The organism is Methylobacterium sp. WL120, from assembly GCF_008039465.1.
Lineage (GTDB): Bacteria > Pseudomonadota > Alphaproteobacteria > Rhizobiales > Beijerinckiaceae > Methylobacterium > Methylobacterium cerastii.
In genome coordinates, this window is record NZ_VRUT01000118.1 from 1 (window position 1) to 15551 (window position 15551).

Sequence of the window (15551 nt, forward strand, 5' to 3'; positions counted from 1 at the left end):
GTGAAGGCCCGCCGCGCGTCGCCGTCGCGGAGCGCGGCCGCCACGGCGGCGTCCTCGACGAACCCGTCCTGCTCAGGGAGCCCCAACGCCCGGCGCAACGCCTCGCGATCGACCGCGGCCGCCGCGATCCCGAGCCGGTGCAGGGCGTCGGCGAGGATGTCGGTGGTCAGGTGGATGCGCTTGCGAGCCATGCCCTACCTTCTCGGCCGCGGCCCACGGGATCAAGCGCGGCGACGGGTTCTCAACGGTTGCGCACCAGAAGGCGGGCGATGCGCGGACGCAGCGGCAGGAACGCGCGATAGGCGATCTCGGCCAGCGGCATCGCCAACGGAAGCCGCGCGAGCCCCGCGAGCCAGCGCCAGCCCGGCAGCGCGCTCCAGAGCCGGGCGAACCCGGCGGCCCCCGACCGGAGCCGGCCGTCGGCGTCGCGGACATGGAAGCGGGCGCGGGCCGCCGCCCGGTCGAGGTCCGGCCCGAGGGGCGCGCCGTCGGGCGCCACGTCGACGAAGGCGATGCGATCGGCCCCGCGGCAGCGGCGGTAATGCCCGATCTCCGCCCGGCAGAGCGGGCAGGCCCCGTTGTAATAGACGGTCAGCGTCTCGTCGGGCACGGAACGGTCCTCCTGCGATGTTTTAGGAGATAGGGGGCGGGGCCACGACGGCAGCGCGGCCGGACGCCGCGAGGCCGGGGTCGCAGATCCCGCTCAGGGGCCGGAGTTCAAGCGCGGGTCCCTTCTCCCGGGGGGAGAAGGACAGGATGAGGGGCGTGACCTTTCCAGGATCGCGCTGAGCACGGCGCGGCGCGCCCCCCCTCTCCCGTTCGGGAGACGTGGCGAGATGCGTGAAGACGATGGCGTCCGCCCTACCGGCGGTCGTAGGGGTCGAACGGCGCCAGCGCGTCGTCGAGCGCCTTCGCGGCCGGATCGCGCCGGAGGTCGAGTTCGCGGTCCAGCGCGCGCACGAAGCGTTCGCGGCCGGCTTCGAGTTCGCGGCCGAGGCCGCCGAAGGCCTCCGCGACCTCGACATGGGGCGGGCCGTCGGTGACGAGGTAGTCGATCCCGCAAGCCGGCTCGGCCGGGCGTCCGGCGGGGCGGAGCCAATAGCAGAGGCGGACGCGGGTGAACGGCTCGCCCGCACGCCGCTCGACCCGGGCCCGCGCCAGCCGGAAGCTTTGGGGCCGGGCCCGCTCGGCGTAGGCGAGGCTCTGGCCGACGGTGACGAAGCCGTGCGTGCGGTGCCCGCGCACCAGCGCCAGCACCCGCGCGTCGGAAACGTCCGCCGGCTGCGCGCGGGCGCCCGCGACCGACGCGAGCACGAGTGCGGTGGTCAGCGCCGCGCGCGGCGACCACGTCGCGAGTTGGCCGGCCTCGCCCGGCGTTGCGGCGCGGCTGCGCTTCACCATGTCTTGCTCCGAAATCCCGCTTCGCCTGCGTGAAGCCCCGATGCGTCCAGGAGCCTGTACCGTGCCGCGCTACTTCTTCAACACACGGATCGGCGACGATTGGGTGACCGACCCGGACGGCGCCGAGCTGCCGGACGCCGACGCGGCCTGGGAGACCGCCCGCGACACCGTCCTGGCGGCGCTCGGCGTCGGCCGGGACCAAGCCCGGCTGATGACGGCCGACCTCGTCGTCACCGACGCGGAGGGCGAGATCGTGCTGGAATTCCCCTTCGCCGAGGCGGTCGAGATCGACCCGGACCAAGGCGCGACGGTGCACTGAGCTCCGCGCCCTCCATCAGCGCTCGCCGCCCTTCTTGCGCAGCGGCCGCGTCATCCGGGTGCCGGCCGCGACGAAGCCGGTGGCCGCGCAGAAGGCTTCGAGGTCCGGCCGGTCCGGCGGCAGCAGCATCTCCAGCCCGTCGCATCCGGCGCTGCGCGCGGCTTGCGCCGCGGCCTTGAGCAGCAGGCGCCCGAGCCCGCGCCGACGGTCGTCGGGGGCGACGAGGAGCGTGGTGATCTGCGCGGTCGGCTCGGCCACCAGCGTATGATACCAGTGCAGCACGACGAGGCCGCCCGGCGGCCCCCATTCGACCGCGACGAGGGCCGCGCCGTCGCGGCCGCGCAGGGCCTCGATCCGCTCGGCGAGGTCGCGCACCGCGATGCCCCGCCCCGCCGCGCCGATCAAGGCGGCGAGCCCCGGCGCGTCGGCGGCGTTGGCTGCCCGGATCTCCAGCCCGTACCGTCCGCTCAAGCCCCGTCCCCATCCACGTCGTTCATCGTCATCCCACCGCCGATCGATGCGCAGCCTGCATCGATCCATTCAGCCTTTGAGTTGGACGCCGCGCCGAGCACGCCCTTAACCTGAGGTCGCAAGCGGTTGCCGGGACCCCGTCGAGGGGTCGTCAGAGAACGACCGCTGTCCGCACCGGCAACGGCCGGGCGGTCCGCCTTCAGGGAGAAGGTCGCCATGGGCGCGGGTCTCGCCATGACCGCGGTGAAGCGCAGCCGCGTGCGGCTCCTCATCGTGACGATGCTCTTCATCGCCACCACCATCAACTACGCCGACCGCGCCACGCTCTCCATCGCCGGGCCGTCGCTGGCCAAGGACCTCGGCCTCGACGCGGTGGCGATGGGCTACGTCTTCTCCGCCTTCGCCTGGTCCTACGTGCTGGCGCAGCTGCCCGGCGGCTGGCTGCTCGACCGCTACGGCGCGAAGTGGGTCTACGCCGGCGCGATCTTCCTGTGGTCGGCCTTCACGCTGATGCAGGGCGCCGTCGGCTTCTTCACCGGCTTCACCGCGGTGGCGGTGCTGTTCGGCCTGCGGCTCCTCGTAGGCCTCGCCGAGGCGCCGGTGTTTCCCGCCAACGCCCGGATCACAGCGGCGTGGTTCCCCACCGCCGAGCGCGGCACCGCCTCGGCCTTCTTCAACTCCTCGCAGTACTTCGCCACCGTGCTGTTCACGCCGCTGATGGGCTTCGTCGTCCACCATTACGGCTGGCACCACGTCTTCACCCTGATGGGCGCGCTCGGCATCGCCTTCGCCCTGCTGTGGACCCAGGTGATCCACGGCCCGAAGGAGCACCCCGCGATCAACCAGGGGGAGCGCGACTACATCGAGGCCGGCGGCGCCCTCCTCGACATGGACGGGCGCGACGCGGGCGTGGCCCAGGTCGACGCCGGCCGCACCATCCGGCAGCTGCTCGCCAACCGCATGCTGCTCGGGATCTATGTCGGGCAGTACTGCATCACCACGCTGACGTACTTCTTCCTGACGTGGTTCCCCGTCTACCTCGTGAAGGAGCGCGGCCTGTCGATCCTGCAGGCGGGGTTCGCCGCCGTGCTGCCGGCGCTCTGCGGCTTCGTCGGCGGCATCCTGGGCGGCTGGATCTCGGACCGGCTGCTCAAGCGCGGCTACTCGCTGACCGCCTCGCGAAAGATCCCGATCGTCGGCGGGATGCTGCTCTCGATGGTGATCGTCGGCTGCAACTACGTCGCCACCGACGCCCTCGTGGTCGGGCTGATGGCGCTCGCCTTCTTCGGCAAGGGCGTCGGGGCGCTCGGCTGGGCGGTGGTCTCCGACACCTCGCCGCGCCAGGGCGGCGGCCTCTCGGGCGGCCTGTTCAACACCTTCGGCAACACCGCCGGCATCACCACCCCGATCGCGATCGGCTACATCGTGCAGCAGACGGGGTCGTTCAACGGCGCGCTGGTGTTCGTCGGGCTGAACGCGCTCGTCGCCGTCTTCTGCTACCTCGTCGTCGTCGGCGAGATCCGGCGGGTGGAGCTGCGCTAGGGCCGGCTCGCGTCGGCAAGGCAACGCTTCAACGGCGACGTGTCTTCGGTCACGCGTCCCGATCGGTCGCAGGTTGCGCGGGACCGCACGGCACGCCTGCGCAACCTGCTCAAGCGGACCGCCGCCGCCACCCTTCGGGCGCGGGGTGGCGGGTATGCGCCTCGGCCAGAGCTTCGAGCCAGCGGGCGACATCGGGCGGGATCGCGGCATCCCCGGACGCCCAGCGGCGCACCAGGCGGTCATCGCAGGCCAGCGCCTGAGCAAAGCCCCGTTGCGACCAGCGCAGCCGGGCGAGCACGTCGCGGAGGCGGCTGGCGGTCACCCGCCCAGCACCTTGACGAAGGCGGCGTCCGCGCCGAACAGCGCAGCACCCGCGGCCATGCCGGACAGGGCGACCTGCCAGGGTGCCAAGGCACGCGCGCGCGCGAGCTTGTCCGCCTCGGCACGCAGCTTGGCCTGCTCCTCGATGAATTTTTGGGTCTCGGCGTTCGACCGGAGGACGCGGGCGACCTGCTCGGCGACGTTGAGGCTGTTCGGAGCGGACGTGCCGGCCATCGGAGTCATCCCGTGATGCGCCCGGGGAACCCCCGCGAACATGTCCGCAAAATGAGGGAGGCTCGGACGACCGTCAACGACGGCGACGACCGTCAAGCGCATCGCGGGGCAAGCCGACAGGACCGATCGGCGCCTTGCTGGCCTCGTCCGTCTGGCCGCGACCGTCAGCGCGATGCAAGGAAGTCCGGTACGCCCGAGAGCCGGTGGGTCCCGTCAGGAGCACGCATGTTCGACTTCAGCCAGCTCCGGTGCTTCGCGACCGTGGCCGAGGAGCTGCATTTCGGCCGGGCCGCCGCCCGGCTGAACATGACCCAGCCGCCGCTGTCGCGGCAGATCCAGGTGCTGGAGCGCGTCCTCGACGTGCAGCTCCTCGACCGCACCAGCCGCTCGGTGCGCCTCACCGCCGCCGGGCGCAGCTTCCTGCCCGAGGCGCAGCGCATCCTGCGGCTCGCCGAGACCGCGACCCACGTCACCCGCCAGGTCGCGGCCGGCCGGGCCGGGGTGCTGAAGCTCGGCTTCACGGCGGCCTCGGCCTACGACTTCCTGCCGCGCCTCGTCATCGCGGCCCGGGCCGAGCTGCCGGACGTGACGCTCTCGCTGCGCGAGATGGTGACCAAGGACCAGGTCGAGGAACTCCTGGGCGGGCGCATCGACGCGGCGCTGGTCCGCCCGCCGGTCACCCATCCCGACCTCGCCTCGGTGCGGGCGCTGGCCGAGCCGATGGTGGTGGCCGTGCCCGCCGGCAACCCGCTGGCCGAGCGTGCGACGCTGACGCTGGCCGACCTCGACCGCGAGCCGTTCATCGCCTACGCGCCCAACGAGGCGCACTACTTCCACGACCTCGTGCGCGGCCTGTTCGCCGAGGCCGGCATCCAGCCGCGCATCGTGCAGCAGCTGACGCAGATCCACTCGATCCTGGCGCTGGTGCGCGCGGGGCTCGGCGTCGCGCTGGTGCCGGCGGCGGCCGAGCGCCTGCGCTTCGAGGAGGTCGCGTTCCGCCCCTTGCGCCTGCCGGCGCCGCGCCCGGCCGAGCTGCACCTCGCGTTGCGCCGCGACGGCGACGACCCGCTGATCGCACGCCTCATCGCGATCCTGGCGGCGCTGCCGCCGGGATGATCGATGCCAAGATCGATGCCAAGATCGATGCACGCCACGCATCGATCGATCCAGCCTTTGGCTTGGACCCGCATCGGCATCCTTGCGAGAACTTCGCGTAGACGGCGCGCCAGACGCCGGTCCCGTCAACGCCCCGGGAGGCGACCATGCAGGCCGACGCCGTCGATGCCCCGTCGCGCGGATTCTCGCGCACCCCCACCGTCACCGCGATGCGGGTCGTGCCGGTCGCCGGCCGCGACAGCATGCTGCTCAACCTCAGCGGCGCGCACGGTCCGTTCTTCACCCGCAACCTGGTGATCCTCGAGGATTCCACCGGCGCGACGGGCCTGGGCGAGGTGCCCGGCGGCGAGCGCATCCGCGGCGTTCTGGAAGAGGCGCGCGAGCTGATCGTCGGGCGCCCGATCGGCGCCTGGCAGGCGGTGCTCAACGCGATGCGGGCGCGCTTCGCCGACCGCGATTCCGGCGGCCGCGGGCTCCAGACCTTCGACCTGCGCGTCACCATCCACGCGGTGACGGCGGTGGAATCCGCCTTCCTCGACCTGCTCGGCCAGTTCCTCGACGTGCCGGTGGCGGCGTTGCTGGGCGAGGGCCAGCAGCGCGACGCCGTCGCGATGCTGGGCTACCTGTTCTACGTCGGCGACCGCCGCCGCACCGATCTGCCCTACCGCGAGCCGACCGCCCGCGACGGCTGGATGCGGCTGCGCGACGAGGAGGCGCTGACGCCCGACGCCGTCGCCCGCCTGGCCGAGGCCGCGCACGAGACCTACGGGTTCGAGGACTTCAAGCTGAAGGGCGGCGTGTTCGCCGGCGAGGACGAGATCGCCGCCGTCACCGCGATCCACAAGCGCTTCCCCGACGCCCGCGTCACCCTCGATCCGAACGGCGCGTGGTCGCTCTCGGAGGCGATCCACCTGTGCAAGGGGCGGGGCGACGTGCTCGCCTACGCCGAGGACCCGTGCGGGGCCGAAGACGGGTTCTCGGGCCGCGAGATCATGGCCGAGTTCCGCCGCGCGACGGGGCTCCCCACCGCCACCAACATGATCGCCACCGACTGGCGCCAGATGAACCACGCGATCCAGCTCGGCGCCGTCGACATCCCGCTGGCCGACCCGCATTTCTGGACGCTGGCCGGCTCGGTCCGCGTGGCCCAGCTCTGCCGCGACCACGGGCTGACCTGGGGCTCGCACTCGAACAACCACTTCGACGTGTCGCTAGCGATGTTCACCCACGTCGCGGCCGCCGCCCCCGGCAAGGTGACGGCGATCGACACGCACTGGATCTGGCAGGACGGCCAGCGCCTGACGAAGGAACCGCTCACGATCCGCGGCGGCCTCGTGCGGGTGCCGGAGCGCCCCGGCCTCGGCATCGAGATCGACATGGCCGAGGTCGAGGCGGCCCACGCCCTCTACCTGGACCACGGCCTCGGCGCCCGCGACGACGCGGCGGCGATGCGGTTCCTCGTCCCCGACTGGACCTTCGACAACAAGCGCCCCTGCCTCGTGCGGTGAGGGCGACATCCTCCCCCCGTCATTCCGGCGCTCGCCGAAGGCGAGCGCCGGAATGACGGGGGTGGGGCGTCGAAACCGTCCGATTCAAGACCGATTCCAACAGGAGACCATCCGATGGACGTCCTCACCAACCGCTTCAAGGCGGCGCTCGGCCAAGGCCATCAGCAGATCGGCCTGTGGTGCAGCCTCGCCAGCCCGATCTCCACCGAGGTCGTGGCCGGCTCCGGCTTCGACTGGCTGCTCCTCGACATGGAGCATTCCGCCAACGACCTGCGGGACGTCTACGCCCAGGTCCAGGCGATGATGGAGAGCCCCGCCCACGCCATGGTGCGGGTGCCGAGCGACGAGGCGATCACCATCAAGCGCATCCTCGACACCGGGGTGCAGTCGCTGATGATCCCCAACATCGACGACGCCGACCAGGCCCGCCGCGCCGTGGCCGCCACCCGCTACGCGCCGCGGGGCGTGCGCGGCTTCTCGCAGGCGCCGCGCGCCGCCCGCTTCGGCCGCATCCCCGACTATCACGCCCGCTGCGAGGCCGAGATCTTCGTGGCGGTGCAGATCGAGTCGCGCCGCGCGCTGGACAACCTCGACGAGATCGCCGCCGTCGAAGGCGTCGACGGCGTCTTCGTCGGCCCCGGCGACCTCTCGACCAGCCTCGGCTACCTCGGCCAGCAGAACCATCCGGACGTGGTGGCGATCATCGAGGAGACCGTCGCCCGCATCGGGAAGGCCGGCAAGCACGCCGGCATCCTCACCGCCAACGAAGAGCTCGCCCACCGCTACATCGCCGCCGGCACCCGCTTCACCGCGGTCGGCTCCGACATGGGCCTGCTCGCCCGCCAGTCCGAGGCGCTCGCCGCCCGCTTCAAGGGCTGAGCCGAGATCCTCGCCCTTCGCGGGCGACCGGGCTCACACGTCTCGCCGCGCATCCCGAAGGCAGCGCGGGTTCCCCTCTCCCCGCGCGCGGGGAGAGGCCCGGCTGCCCCCCGTCGTGCAGCTGGGGAGCGGAGGCGAAGCCGAAGCGGGGGTGAGGGGGCGCGACCGGATGAGCCTCCTCCGGGGCGCCCCCCCCCGCCGTCGGCTGCCGCCTCGCTTCGCCGACGACGAGGTCGCCGAAGCCCTCTCCCCCACCGAAGTCGGGCCTGCCCGATTTCGGCAGGCAGGTTCGGATCTCGGGCGAGCCCGAGATCCGTGCGGGGCGAGGGGATGCGCGCAAAGCGAACCGCCAGAATTCAGGGATGCGTGAATCCTGTCGCCCACGACGGGCGAGGGAGGACGCGCCGCGCCATTCCAGGAGACACCACCATGAACATCGGATTCATCGGCCTCGGCATCATGGGCGCCCCCATGGCCGGGCACCTGATCGCCGCCGGGCACAGCCTGTTCCTGAAGAGCCGCCGGGCGGTGCCCGAGGCCCTGGTCGCCGCCGGCGGCACGGCCTGCGCCACCGCCGCCGAGGTGGCGAGCCACGCCGACATCGTCATCCTGATGCTGCCCGACACCCCCGACGTCGAGGCGGTGCTGTTCGGCGCGGACGGCGTCGCCGACGCGATCAAGACCGGCAAGACCAGCAAGACCGTGGTCGACATGAGCTCGATCTCGCCGATCGCGACCAAGGACTTCGCCGCCCGCATCGCCGAGCGCGGCGGCGCCTACCTCGACGCGCCGGTCTCCGGCGGCGAGGTCGGGGCCAGGAACGCCGCCCTCTCGATCATGGTGGGCGGCGACGAGGCCGATTTCGGGCGCGTACAGCCGCTGTTTTCGGCCATGGGCAAGACCGTGACCCATGTCGGCCCGGTCGGATCGGGGCAGGTGGCCAAGGTCGCCAACCAGATCATCGTCGCGCTCACCATCGAGGCGGTGGCCGAGGGCCTGCTGTTCGCATCCAAAGCCGGCGCCGACCCGGCCAAGGTCCGCGAGGCCATCACCGGGGGCCTGGCCACCTCGCGCATCCTCGAGCTGCACGGCAAGCGCATGATCGACCGGACCTTCGATCCGGGCTTCCGCATCGGGCTGCACCAGAAGGACCTGAACCTGGCGCTGGAGGGCGCCCGCGCCCTCGGCGTCAGCCTGCCGGCGACCGCGCTGGCGCAGCAGCTGTTCTCGGCCTGCGTCGCCAACGGCGGCGCGGCGTGGGACCACTCGGCGATGGTCCGCGCCCTGGAGCTCATGGCCGACCACGAGGTCGGCGCCGCCTGACCCTGGCTCGATCGATGCCGCGACGGCATCGATCGATCCATCGTTTGGATTGGAAGGTATCGACCGGGCGGACTAGTCTCGAACCCTGACGAAAACCGACCGCGACGGGCACGCATCCGTTGGGCGATTCCGCAGGAGGAAACCATGTCGCTGGCGATTCCGGTGCAGGCGGCGACGCGATTCCGCGTCCGCTACGTCATCCTCCTCGTGCTGTTCGCGGTCACGGTGCTGAACTACGCCGACCGGGCGATCATCTCGATCGCCGGCGTGCCGATCGCGCAGGAATTCGGCATCACGCCCGTGCAGATGGGCTACATCCTCTCCGCCTTTAGCTGGTCCTACGTCGCGGCCCAGCTCCCCGGCGGCTGGCTGCTCGACCGCTACGGCACCAAGTGGATCTATGCCGGCGGCGTGTTCTTCTGGTCGTTCTTCACCTTCGTCCAGGGCTGGGCCGGCTTCCTCGGCGCGGCTTCCGCGGTCACGGTGTTCTTCCTGATGCGGATGCTGGTCGGCGTCGCCGAGGCGCCGTCCTTCCCCGGCAACGCCCGCCTCGTCACCGCGTGGTTCCCGGCGGCCGAGCGCGGCAAGGCCTCGGCCGTGTTCAACGCCGCCCAGTACTTCGCGCCGGTGCTGTTCGCGCCGCTCACCGCCTGGGTCACCCAGAGCTTCGGCTGGCGCTACGCCTTCTTCGCCATGGGCCTGATCGGCCTCGTGATGGTGCTGCTCTGGGTCTGGCTGATCCACGACCCCGAGGACCATCCGAACGTCACGCCGGCCGAGCTCGACGAGATCGCCCGGGGCGGCGCGCTGGTGCAGGTCGGCGCAAGCCCGGCGGACCCCGCCAAGGCCGCGCGGGCCGACGCCGCACCGGCCGCCGGCACCGCGACGGTGAGCACCTGGGGCACCATCAAGCAGCTTCTGGGCAACCGGATGCTGCTCGGCATCTACGTGGCGCAGCACTGCATCAACGTGATGACCTACTTCTTCCTGACGTGGTTCCCGATCTACCTCGTCAAGCAACGCGGCATGAGCGTGCTCCAGGCCGGCTTCACCGCCTCCCTGCCGGCCCTGTGCGGCTTCGTCGGCGGCATCCTCGGCGGCGTGATCTCGGACGCCCTCCTGCGCCGGACCGGCTCGCTGAACATCGCCCGCAAGGTGCCGATCATCGCCGGCATGGTGCTCTCGATGGTGATCATCGCCTGCAACTACGTCGATTCCCAAGCCCTGGTGATCGGCCTGATGGCGGCGGCCTTCTTCGGCAAGGGCCTCGGGGCGCTGGGCTGGGCCGTCGTGTCCGACACCTCGCCCAAGGAGGCGGCGGGCCTGAGCGGGGCCTTGTTCAACATGTTCGGCAACACCGCCGGCATCACCACGCCGATCATCATCGGCTATCTCGTCCAGTCCTCGGGCTCGTTCGACACGGCGCTGGTCTTCGTCGGGATCAACGCGCTCGTGGCGATGAGCGCCTACCTCCTCCTCGTCGGCGACATCCGGCGGGTCGAGCTGCGTCGCGCCTGAGACCGACCGCCACCAGGGAGCATCCGATGCAGGACGCCGTGATCGACGCCGTGATCGAAGCCCCGCCGGCCCAGCCGGCCGGGCCCGCCTTGGGCGACGCCCCCCGCACCATCCGCCTGCATGCGAGCGACAACGTCGCCATCGTGGTCAACGCGTTCGGCCTGCCGGCCGGCACCGCGTTCCCGGACGGGCTGACCCTCGTCGAGTTCGTGCCGCAGGGCCACAAGGTGGCGCTCGCGGCGATTCCCGAGGGCGGCGCGGTGCGCCGCTACGGCGAGGTCGTCGGCATCGCGACGCAGGACATCCCTCGCGGCGCCTGGGTCGAGGAATCGCGCGTCGCCACCCCGACCGCGCCCGCGCTCGACGCCCTGGAGATGGCGACCCGCGTGCCGGCGCCCCCGGCGCCGCTCCAGGGCTACACCTTCGAGGGGTTCCGCAACCCGGACGGGTCGGTCGGCACCAAGAACATCCTGGCGATCTCGATCAGCGTGCAATGCGTCGCCGGCACCCTCGACGTGGCGATCCGCAAGATCAAGGCGGAGCTGCTGCCGCGCTTCCCCAACGTCGACGACGTGGTCGGGCTGACCCATGCCTACGGCTGCGGCGTCGCGATCAACGCGCCCCAGGCGGTGATCCCGATCCGCACCCTGCAGAGCCTCGCCCGCAACCCGAACTTCGGCGGCGAGGTGATGGTGGTGGGTCTCGGCTGCGAAAAGCTCGTCTCCGAGCGCCTGCTGCCGGACGGCGACGCGGCCGAGGACGGCGGCGTCGTGCGGATGCAGGACGAGCGCCACCAGGGCTTCGCGATGATGCTCGACAGCATCATGGCGATGGCGGAAGCCCGGCTCGAGATCCTGAACCGGCGCCGCCGCGAGACCTGCCCGGCCTCCGACCTCGTGGTCGGGCTGCAATGCGGCGGCAGCGACGCGTTCTCCGGCGTCACCGCCAACCCGGCGCTCGGCCATTGCGCCGACCTGATCGTCGCGGCCGGCGGCACGGTCATGTTCTCCGAAGTCACCGAGGTCCGCGACGCGATCCACCTGCTGACGCCGCGGGCCAAGAACCCGGCCGTCGCCGCGGCGCTGGTGCGCGAGATGGCCTGGTACGACGACTACCTCGCCAAGGGCGAGGCCGACCGGCGCGCCAACCCGTCGCCCGGCAACAAGAAGGGCGGGCTGAACAACATCGTCGAGAAGGCGCTCGGGTCGGTCGCCAAGTCCGGCACCTCGGCGATCTCCGCCGTGCTCGCCCCGGGCGAGCGGGTGACGGAGAAGGGCCTGATCTTCGCGGCGACGCCGGCGAGCGACTTCGTCTGCGGCACGCTGCAGCTCGCCTCCGGGATCACGCTGCAGGTGTTCTCGACCGGACGCGGCACCCCCTACGGCCTCGCGCAATGCCCCGTCATCAAGGTCGCGACCCGCACCGAGCTCAGCCAGCGCTGGTCCGACCTGATCGACCTCGACGCCGGCCGCATCGCCACCGGCGACGCGACGATCGAGGAGGTCGGCGAGGAGCTGTTCCGCCTGATCCTCGACGTGGCGAGCGGGCGCAAGAAACCCTGGTCCGACCGCTGGGGCCTGTTCAACGACCTGACGCTGTTCAACCCGGCCCCGATCACCTGACAGCCTTCGCGACGCACGCTTGAGGGCGGAGGAGGCGCACGCCATGCGCCGGGCCCGCCGACGACGAGACGACATGCAGGCCGGGACGACGCCGGCCGGGAGGATCACCATGGGCGCCCTCGATCGCCGGACCCTGCTCGCGCTCGCGGGCGCCGCCACCCTCGGCCCAAGGGGCCGGGCGCTTGCCGCCTTCGAGCCCTCCGAGCGCCTGCCCGATCCGGCCATCGAGATCCTCGACCCGTCGTTCGCCAAGTACCGGATCTTCTCCGCGACGGTGGAGCGGATCGCCACGGGGTTTCGCTGGGCGGAAGGGCCGGTCTGGTTCGGCGACATGCGCTGCCTGCTGTTCAGCGACGTCGCGAGCGACGCGATCCTGCGGTGGGACGAGGCGACAGGCGCGACGAGCGTGTTCCGCAAGCCCGCGAACTACGCCAACGGCAACGCCCGCGACCGCCAGGGCCGCCTGCTCACCTGCGAGCACAAGACCCGCCGGGTCACCCGCACCGAGCACGACGGCACGATCACCACCCTGTTCGACGGCTTCGAGGGCAAGCCCGCCAACGCCCCGAACGACGTCGTCTGCCGCTCCGACGGCTCGATCTGGTTCACCGACCCGCCCTTCGGCCCCAACCCCTACGAGGCGATGGCCAGGCCCGAACGGCCGGGCCAGGTGTTCCGCCTCGACCCGCGGACCGGACAGGCCACGGTGGTGGTGGCCGACATCGCCGGCCCGAACGGGCTGTGCTTCTCGCCCGACGAGACAAAGCTCTACGTCATCGAATCCCGCGCCCAGCCGAACCGGCTCATCCGGGTCTACGACGTGGTGGAAGACGGCACGCGGCTGACCGACGACCGGGTGTTCTTCGATTGCGGCAAGGGCACCGCGGACGGGTTCCGGGCCGACGCCGACGGCAACCTCTGGTGCGGCTGGGGCATGGGCGCCGACCTCGACGGCGTCCTGGTGGTCTCGCCCGAGGGCAAGGCGATCGGCCGCATCCGCCTGCCGGAGCGCTGCGCCAACCTGTGCTTCGGCGGCGCCGACGGCAACCGCCTGTTCATGGCCTCGACGAAGTCGCTCTACGCGCTGTTCGTCAACACGCGAGGGGCGGTGCGGTAGGGGGTGTTTGCGACTTGGCGTTGCTGGTTCAAGACTGAAGCTGGGTACCGTCTGATAGGGATGGTCAGCCGAAATTAGACAGCGGCTGGGAAGCAGACCTTCGGCTTCGGCGATCGTACTAAAAGTCCTTAAGCGGACGGCTCGCCGTACGCGTCCTCGTAGAACTCAGAGATGGACCTGCCCTGGTAGCTCCAGAATGGGCCGGGCGCGACGCTGTATTCCAGCTGCATGACTTCACGGGTTGCCGCGGTAAGCGATAGCTCGTCTGTTCCGAGACGGACCTTTCGAGATCCGACGACGAACACCACGGCATCGTTCCGCGTACATTGCAACTCTGCACCGATAGGTATGCCCAAGACCGTGAAGTCTAGGTTTGGTCGGCGCGCGCGAAGCGCCCGTGTAGCCCCAAGTTCCTGTTCGGAAATCGAGGACGACTGATCCTCGACGACCTGCGTCGCGTCTTCGATGTGTAGGAGACGGAGGATTGCGAGTGCCTGCTCCGGTTCTATGCGAAAGAACTCCCGTCGCGCGTTAACGCGTTGAGGAGCAAAGGCAATGTGCAGGGCCTGCTCTACGCGAACCGCGTCCTCGACCCGGCAAGCAAAAACCAGCTCGAATGGCACTGGCACGCCCGTCGTGTAGAGCTGATCAAGCCGTGCCTGGGCTGTGTCCTGTGCCGTGCGGCCGATCTTAACGAGCCCAGGCATCGCGGGATTGGTTAGTAGGTAGACGATGCTGAGACCCGAGCCTGAACTTGTACGATCGATGCTATCCATAATCATCTGATACAGGAAATCTGCGGACAATGGCAATGGATCAGTTTGCTGCGGTGGTCTTGCAGGTCTCTGACCAAGCTGCTGTAGTTGATCTATTCGACGGCCCAAAAACAGACCGTCTGATCGTCCGCACTTGGTCGCAAGCCAACTCTCGCGCGCACACCCAGCCCCCGATCTCCCCGATCAAGTCAGCTCGACGAACGCGAGCCGGTCCGTCACCCCGACGGTCAGCGTCCGGAGGGGCGCAAGCGTCTCCACGCTCACGGAGCCGTCGTCGGCGAAGCGGTGGAGGCGGGCCGCCTTCGGCTCGGCCGACAGCGTCAGGGCGACGGCTTGCGCCGGCGCGTCGGGCCGGGCCCGGCGCTTGATGGGGTCCCAGCCGTCGATCCCGAGCCAGAGGGGCACGAGGACGGCGCCGTCGGCGCGCAGGAAGCGGACGGCCTGGAGGTCGCGCGGGGCCGCCTCAATCGCCACGTCGAGGGGGGAGGCAGGGGCCGCGGCTCCGGCGCGGAACAGGCGCATCAGGTTGGCGACCGCCCGGAAGGTCTGGGTCGGCGCGCCGTCGAAGCGCAGCAGGCCGAAATGGCCTTCCGGGTCGGCCTCGCCCCGGTCGACCGAGGCGATCAGCTCGTAGAGGTAGGTGCGGCGGATGCCCAGGAGGAAGCTCCACAGCAGCAGGCGCGGGGTGTAGCGCGCCCGCACGGCCTCCGAGACCGGGAAGTGGAAGCTCCTGGTGGCGAGCGCGGTGTGGTAGCCGTTCTCGGTGGCGAGCAGCGGGGCGCGGCCGAAGATCGGCCGGGCGGCGGCAATGAATCGGCGCAGGTCGCCGTTTCCGGTGGTCTCCGGGTGCTCCATGCCGGGGTACGGGTGGATGTTGCCGAAGTCGACGGCGTTAGCCAGCGACTCGGCGGCCGCGACGTTGGCCTGGACGTAGCTCGGCCCGGCGACCTTCAGCGCGCCGCCGGCGTTGCGCGCCGCCCGGTAGAGCGCGCGCTGGTGCTCGGCCGAGGCCTGCGGGCGGCCGGCGCCGGCGGCGATGTTGGGCTCGTTGCTGCCCTCGGCGATCTCGAGCCCGCCCGCGCACCAGGCGGCGACGTCGGGCAGGCGCCGGGGCGGCACCAGCGGCCCGACGTCGAGCCCGTCGTAGAAGACCAGGCTGAACCGGTGGCCGGCCCGCGCCAGCTCGGCGATCCGCTGGAATTGCGGCGGCGCCGACGCCTCCGCCCCCGGCAGCACGATGTCGTCGCGCAGGTGCCGGATCCCGAGCTCGTCGAGCGCCGCCGCGCAGCGTGCGAACCGGTCGACGTAGGGGGTCCCGCCGTGCCCGAAATGGGTGTTGACGCCGACGGAGCCGGTGAAGTCCGCGCAGGCGTGGGACGGCAGCGCGCCGGCAAGCGCAGGGCG

Annotated in this window: 18 protein-coding genes; 9 read left to right on the forward strand and 9 right to left on the reverse strand. The window is 71.3% G+C overall.

Features of this window, described 5'->3' with window-relative positions; all coding sequences use genetic code 11:
• From FV229_RS19200 to FV229_RS19210, 3 genes are all read right to left on the reverse strand, one after another.
• Window positions 1-191 (reverse strand): hypothetical protein (locus FV229_RS19200; RefSeq protein WP_147753495.1); only part of this gene is annotated, 191 nt, incomplete at its 3' end.
• Between the two features lie 50 nt (window positions 192-241).
• Window positions 242-610 carry a DUF393 domain-containing protein gene (locus FV229_RS19205; protein WP_147753496.1) on the reverse strand — a complete coding sequence of 123 codons (369 nt, stop codon included), beginning with the start codon at window positions 608-610 and terminating at the stop codon, window positions 242-244.
• Window positions 611-861: 251 nt separating this feature from the next.
• Window positions 862-1401 (reverse strand): hypothetical protein, encoded by a 540-nt coding sequence (locus FV229_RS19210; protein WP_238273267.1) that lies wholly within the window; start codon window positions 1399-1401, stop codon window positions 862-864.
• 61 nt (window positions 1402-1462) lie between these two features.
• On the opposite strand from FV229_RS19210, the gene FV229_RS19215 reads away from it, so the two are divergent.
• The gene (locus FV229_RS19215; RefSeq protein ID WP_147753497.1) at window positions 1463-1720 is read left to right on the forward strand and encodes a hypothetical protein; all 258 of its coding nucleotides are present in this window, start codon (window positions 1463-1465) and stop codon (window positions 1718-1720) included.
• A gap of 15 nt (window positions 1721-1735) precedes the next feature.
• Here FV229_RS19215 and FV229_RS19220 read toward each other — a convergent pair whose 3' ends face one another.
• On the reverse strand, window positions 1736-2191 hold the full coding sequence (locus FV229_RS19220; RefSeq protein WP_147753498.1) for a GNAT family N-acetyltransferase: 456 nt from the start codon (window positions 2189-2191) through the stop codon (window positions 1736-1738).
• Window positions 2188-2409, reverse strand: coding sequence for a hypothetical protein (locus FV229_RS27800; RefSeq protein ID WP_210246612.1), 222 nt, complete (start codon window positions 2407-2409; stop codon window positions 2188-2190). Before FV229_RS27800 ends, FV229_RS19220 begins: the two co-directional genes overlap by 4 nt.
• On the opposite strand from FV229_RS27800, the gene FV229_RS19225 reads away from it, so the two are divergent.
• Window positions 2408-3733 (forward strand): MFS transporter, encoded by a 1326-nt coding sequence (locus FV229_RS19225; protein ID WP_147753499.1) that lies wholly within the window; start codon window positions 2408-2410, stop codon window positions 3731-3733. The genes FV229_RS27800 and FV229_RS19225 overlap by 2 nt on opposite strands.
• Window positions 3734-3842: 109 nt before the next feature.
• Here the strand turns inward: FV229_RS19225 and FV229_RS19230 are convergent, their stop codons facing one another.
• Complete coding sequence (locus tag FV229_RS19230; protein ID WP_147753500.1) at window positions 3843-4055, reverse strand: hypothetical protein; 213 nt, start codon at window positions 4053-4055, stop codon at window positions 3843-3845.
• On the reverse strand, window positions 4052-4288 hold the full coding sequence (locus FV229_RS19235; RefSeq protein ID WP_147753501.1) for a hypothetical protein: 237 nt from the start codon (window positions 4286-4288) through the stop codon (window positions 4052-4054). Before FV229_RS19235 ends, FV229_RS19230 begins: the two co-directional genes overlap by 4 nt.
• 225 nt (window positions 4289-4513) lie before the next feature.
• On the opposite strand from FV229_RS19235, the gene FV229_RS19240 reads away from it, so the two are divergent.
• The 7 genes from FV229_RS19240 to FV229_RS19270 all read left to right on the forward strand — a co-directional run bounded on the left by FV229_RS19240 (window position 4514) and on the right by FV229_RS19270 (window position 13371).
• Entirely contained in the window at window positions 4514-5404 is an 891-nt protein-coding gene (locus FV229_RS19240; RefSeq protein ID WP_147753502.1) for a LysR substrate-binding domain-containing protein, read from the forward strand.
• Between the two features lie 146 nt (window positions 5405-5550).
• A complete protein-coding gene (gudD, locus tag FV229_RS19245; RefSeq protein WP_147753503.1) occupies window positions 5551-6912 on the forward strand; it encodes a glucarate dehydratase in 1362 nt (453 codons plus the stop codon).
• A 114-nt stretch (window positions 6913-7026) separates the two neighbouring features.
• The gene (locus tag FV229_RS19250; protein WP_147753504.1) at window positions 7027-7791 is read left to right on the forward strand and encodes an HpcH/HpaI aldolase/citrate lyase family protein; all 765 of its coding nucleotides are present in this window, start codon (window positions 7027-7029) and stop codon (window positions 7789-7791) included.
• A gap of 429 nt (window positions 7792-8220) precedes the next feature.
• Window positions 8221-9114, forward strand: a complete 894-nt coding sequence (locus FV229_RS19255; RefSeq protein WP_147753505.1) for a 2-hydroxy-3-oxopropionate reductase — start codon at window positions 8221-8223, stop codon at window positions 9112-9114.
• Window positions 9115-9258: 144 nt separating this feature from the next.
• Window positions 9259-10632: an MFS transporter gene (locus FV229_RS19260; protein ID WP_147753506.1), complete on the forward strand. Its 1374-nt coding sequence runs from the start codon at window positions 9259-9261 to the stop codon at window positions 10630-10632.
• A 26-nt stretch (window positions 10633-10658) separates the two neighbouring features.
• A complete protein-coding gene (garD, locus tag FV229_RS19265; RefSeq protein ID WP_147753507.1) occupies window positions 10659-12254 on the forward strand; it encodes a galactarate dehydratase in 1596 nt (531 codons plus the stop codon).
• A 109-nt stretch (window positions 12255-12363) separates the two neighbouring features.
• Complete coding sequence (locus tag FV229_RS19270; RefSeq protein WP_147753509.1) at window positions 12364-13371, forward strand: SMP-30/gluconolactonase/LRE family protein; 1008 nt, start codon at window positions 12364-12366, stop codon at window positions 13369-13371.
• 128 nt (window positions 13372-13499) lie between these two features.
• Here the strand turns inward: FV229_RS19270 and FV229_RS19275 are convergent, their stop codons facing one another.
• Together FV229_RS19275 and FV229_RS27530 are read right to left on the reverse strand one after the other, a co-directional pair.
• On the reverse strand, window positions 13500-14177 hold the full coding sequence (locus FV229_RS19275) for a GIY-YIG nuclease family protein (RefSeq protein ID WP_210246613.1): 678 nt from the start codon (window positions 14175-14177) through the stop codon (window positions 13500-13502).
• A gap of 153 nt (window positions 14178-14330) precedes the next feature.
• A partial coding sequence (locus FV229_RS27530; RefSeq protein WP_187275204.1) for a hypothetical protein occupies window positions 14331-15551 on the reverse strand: 1221 nt, incomplete at its 5' end.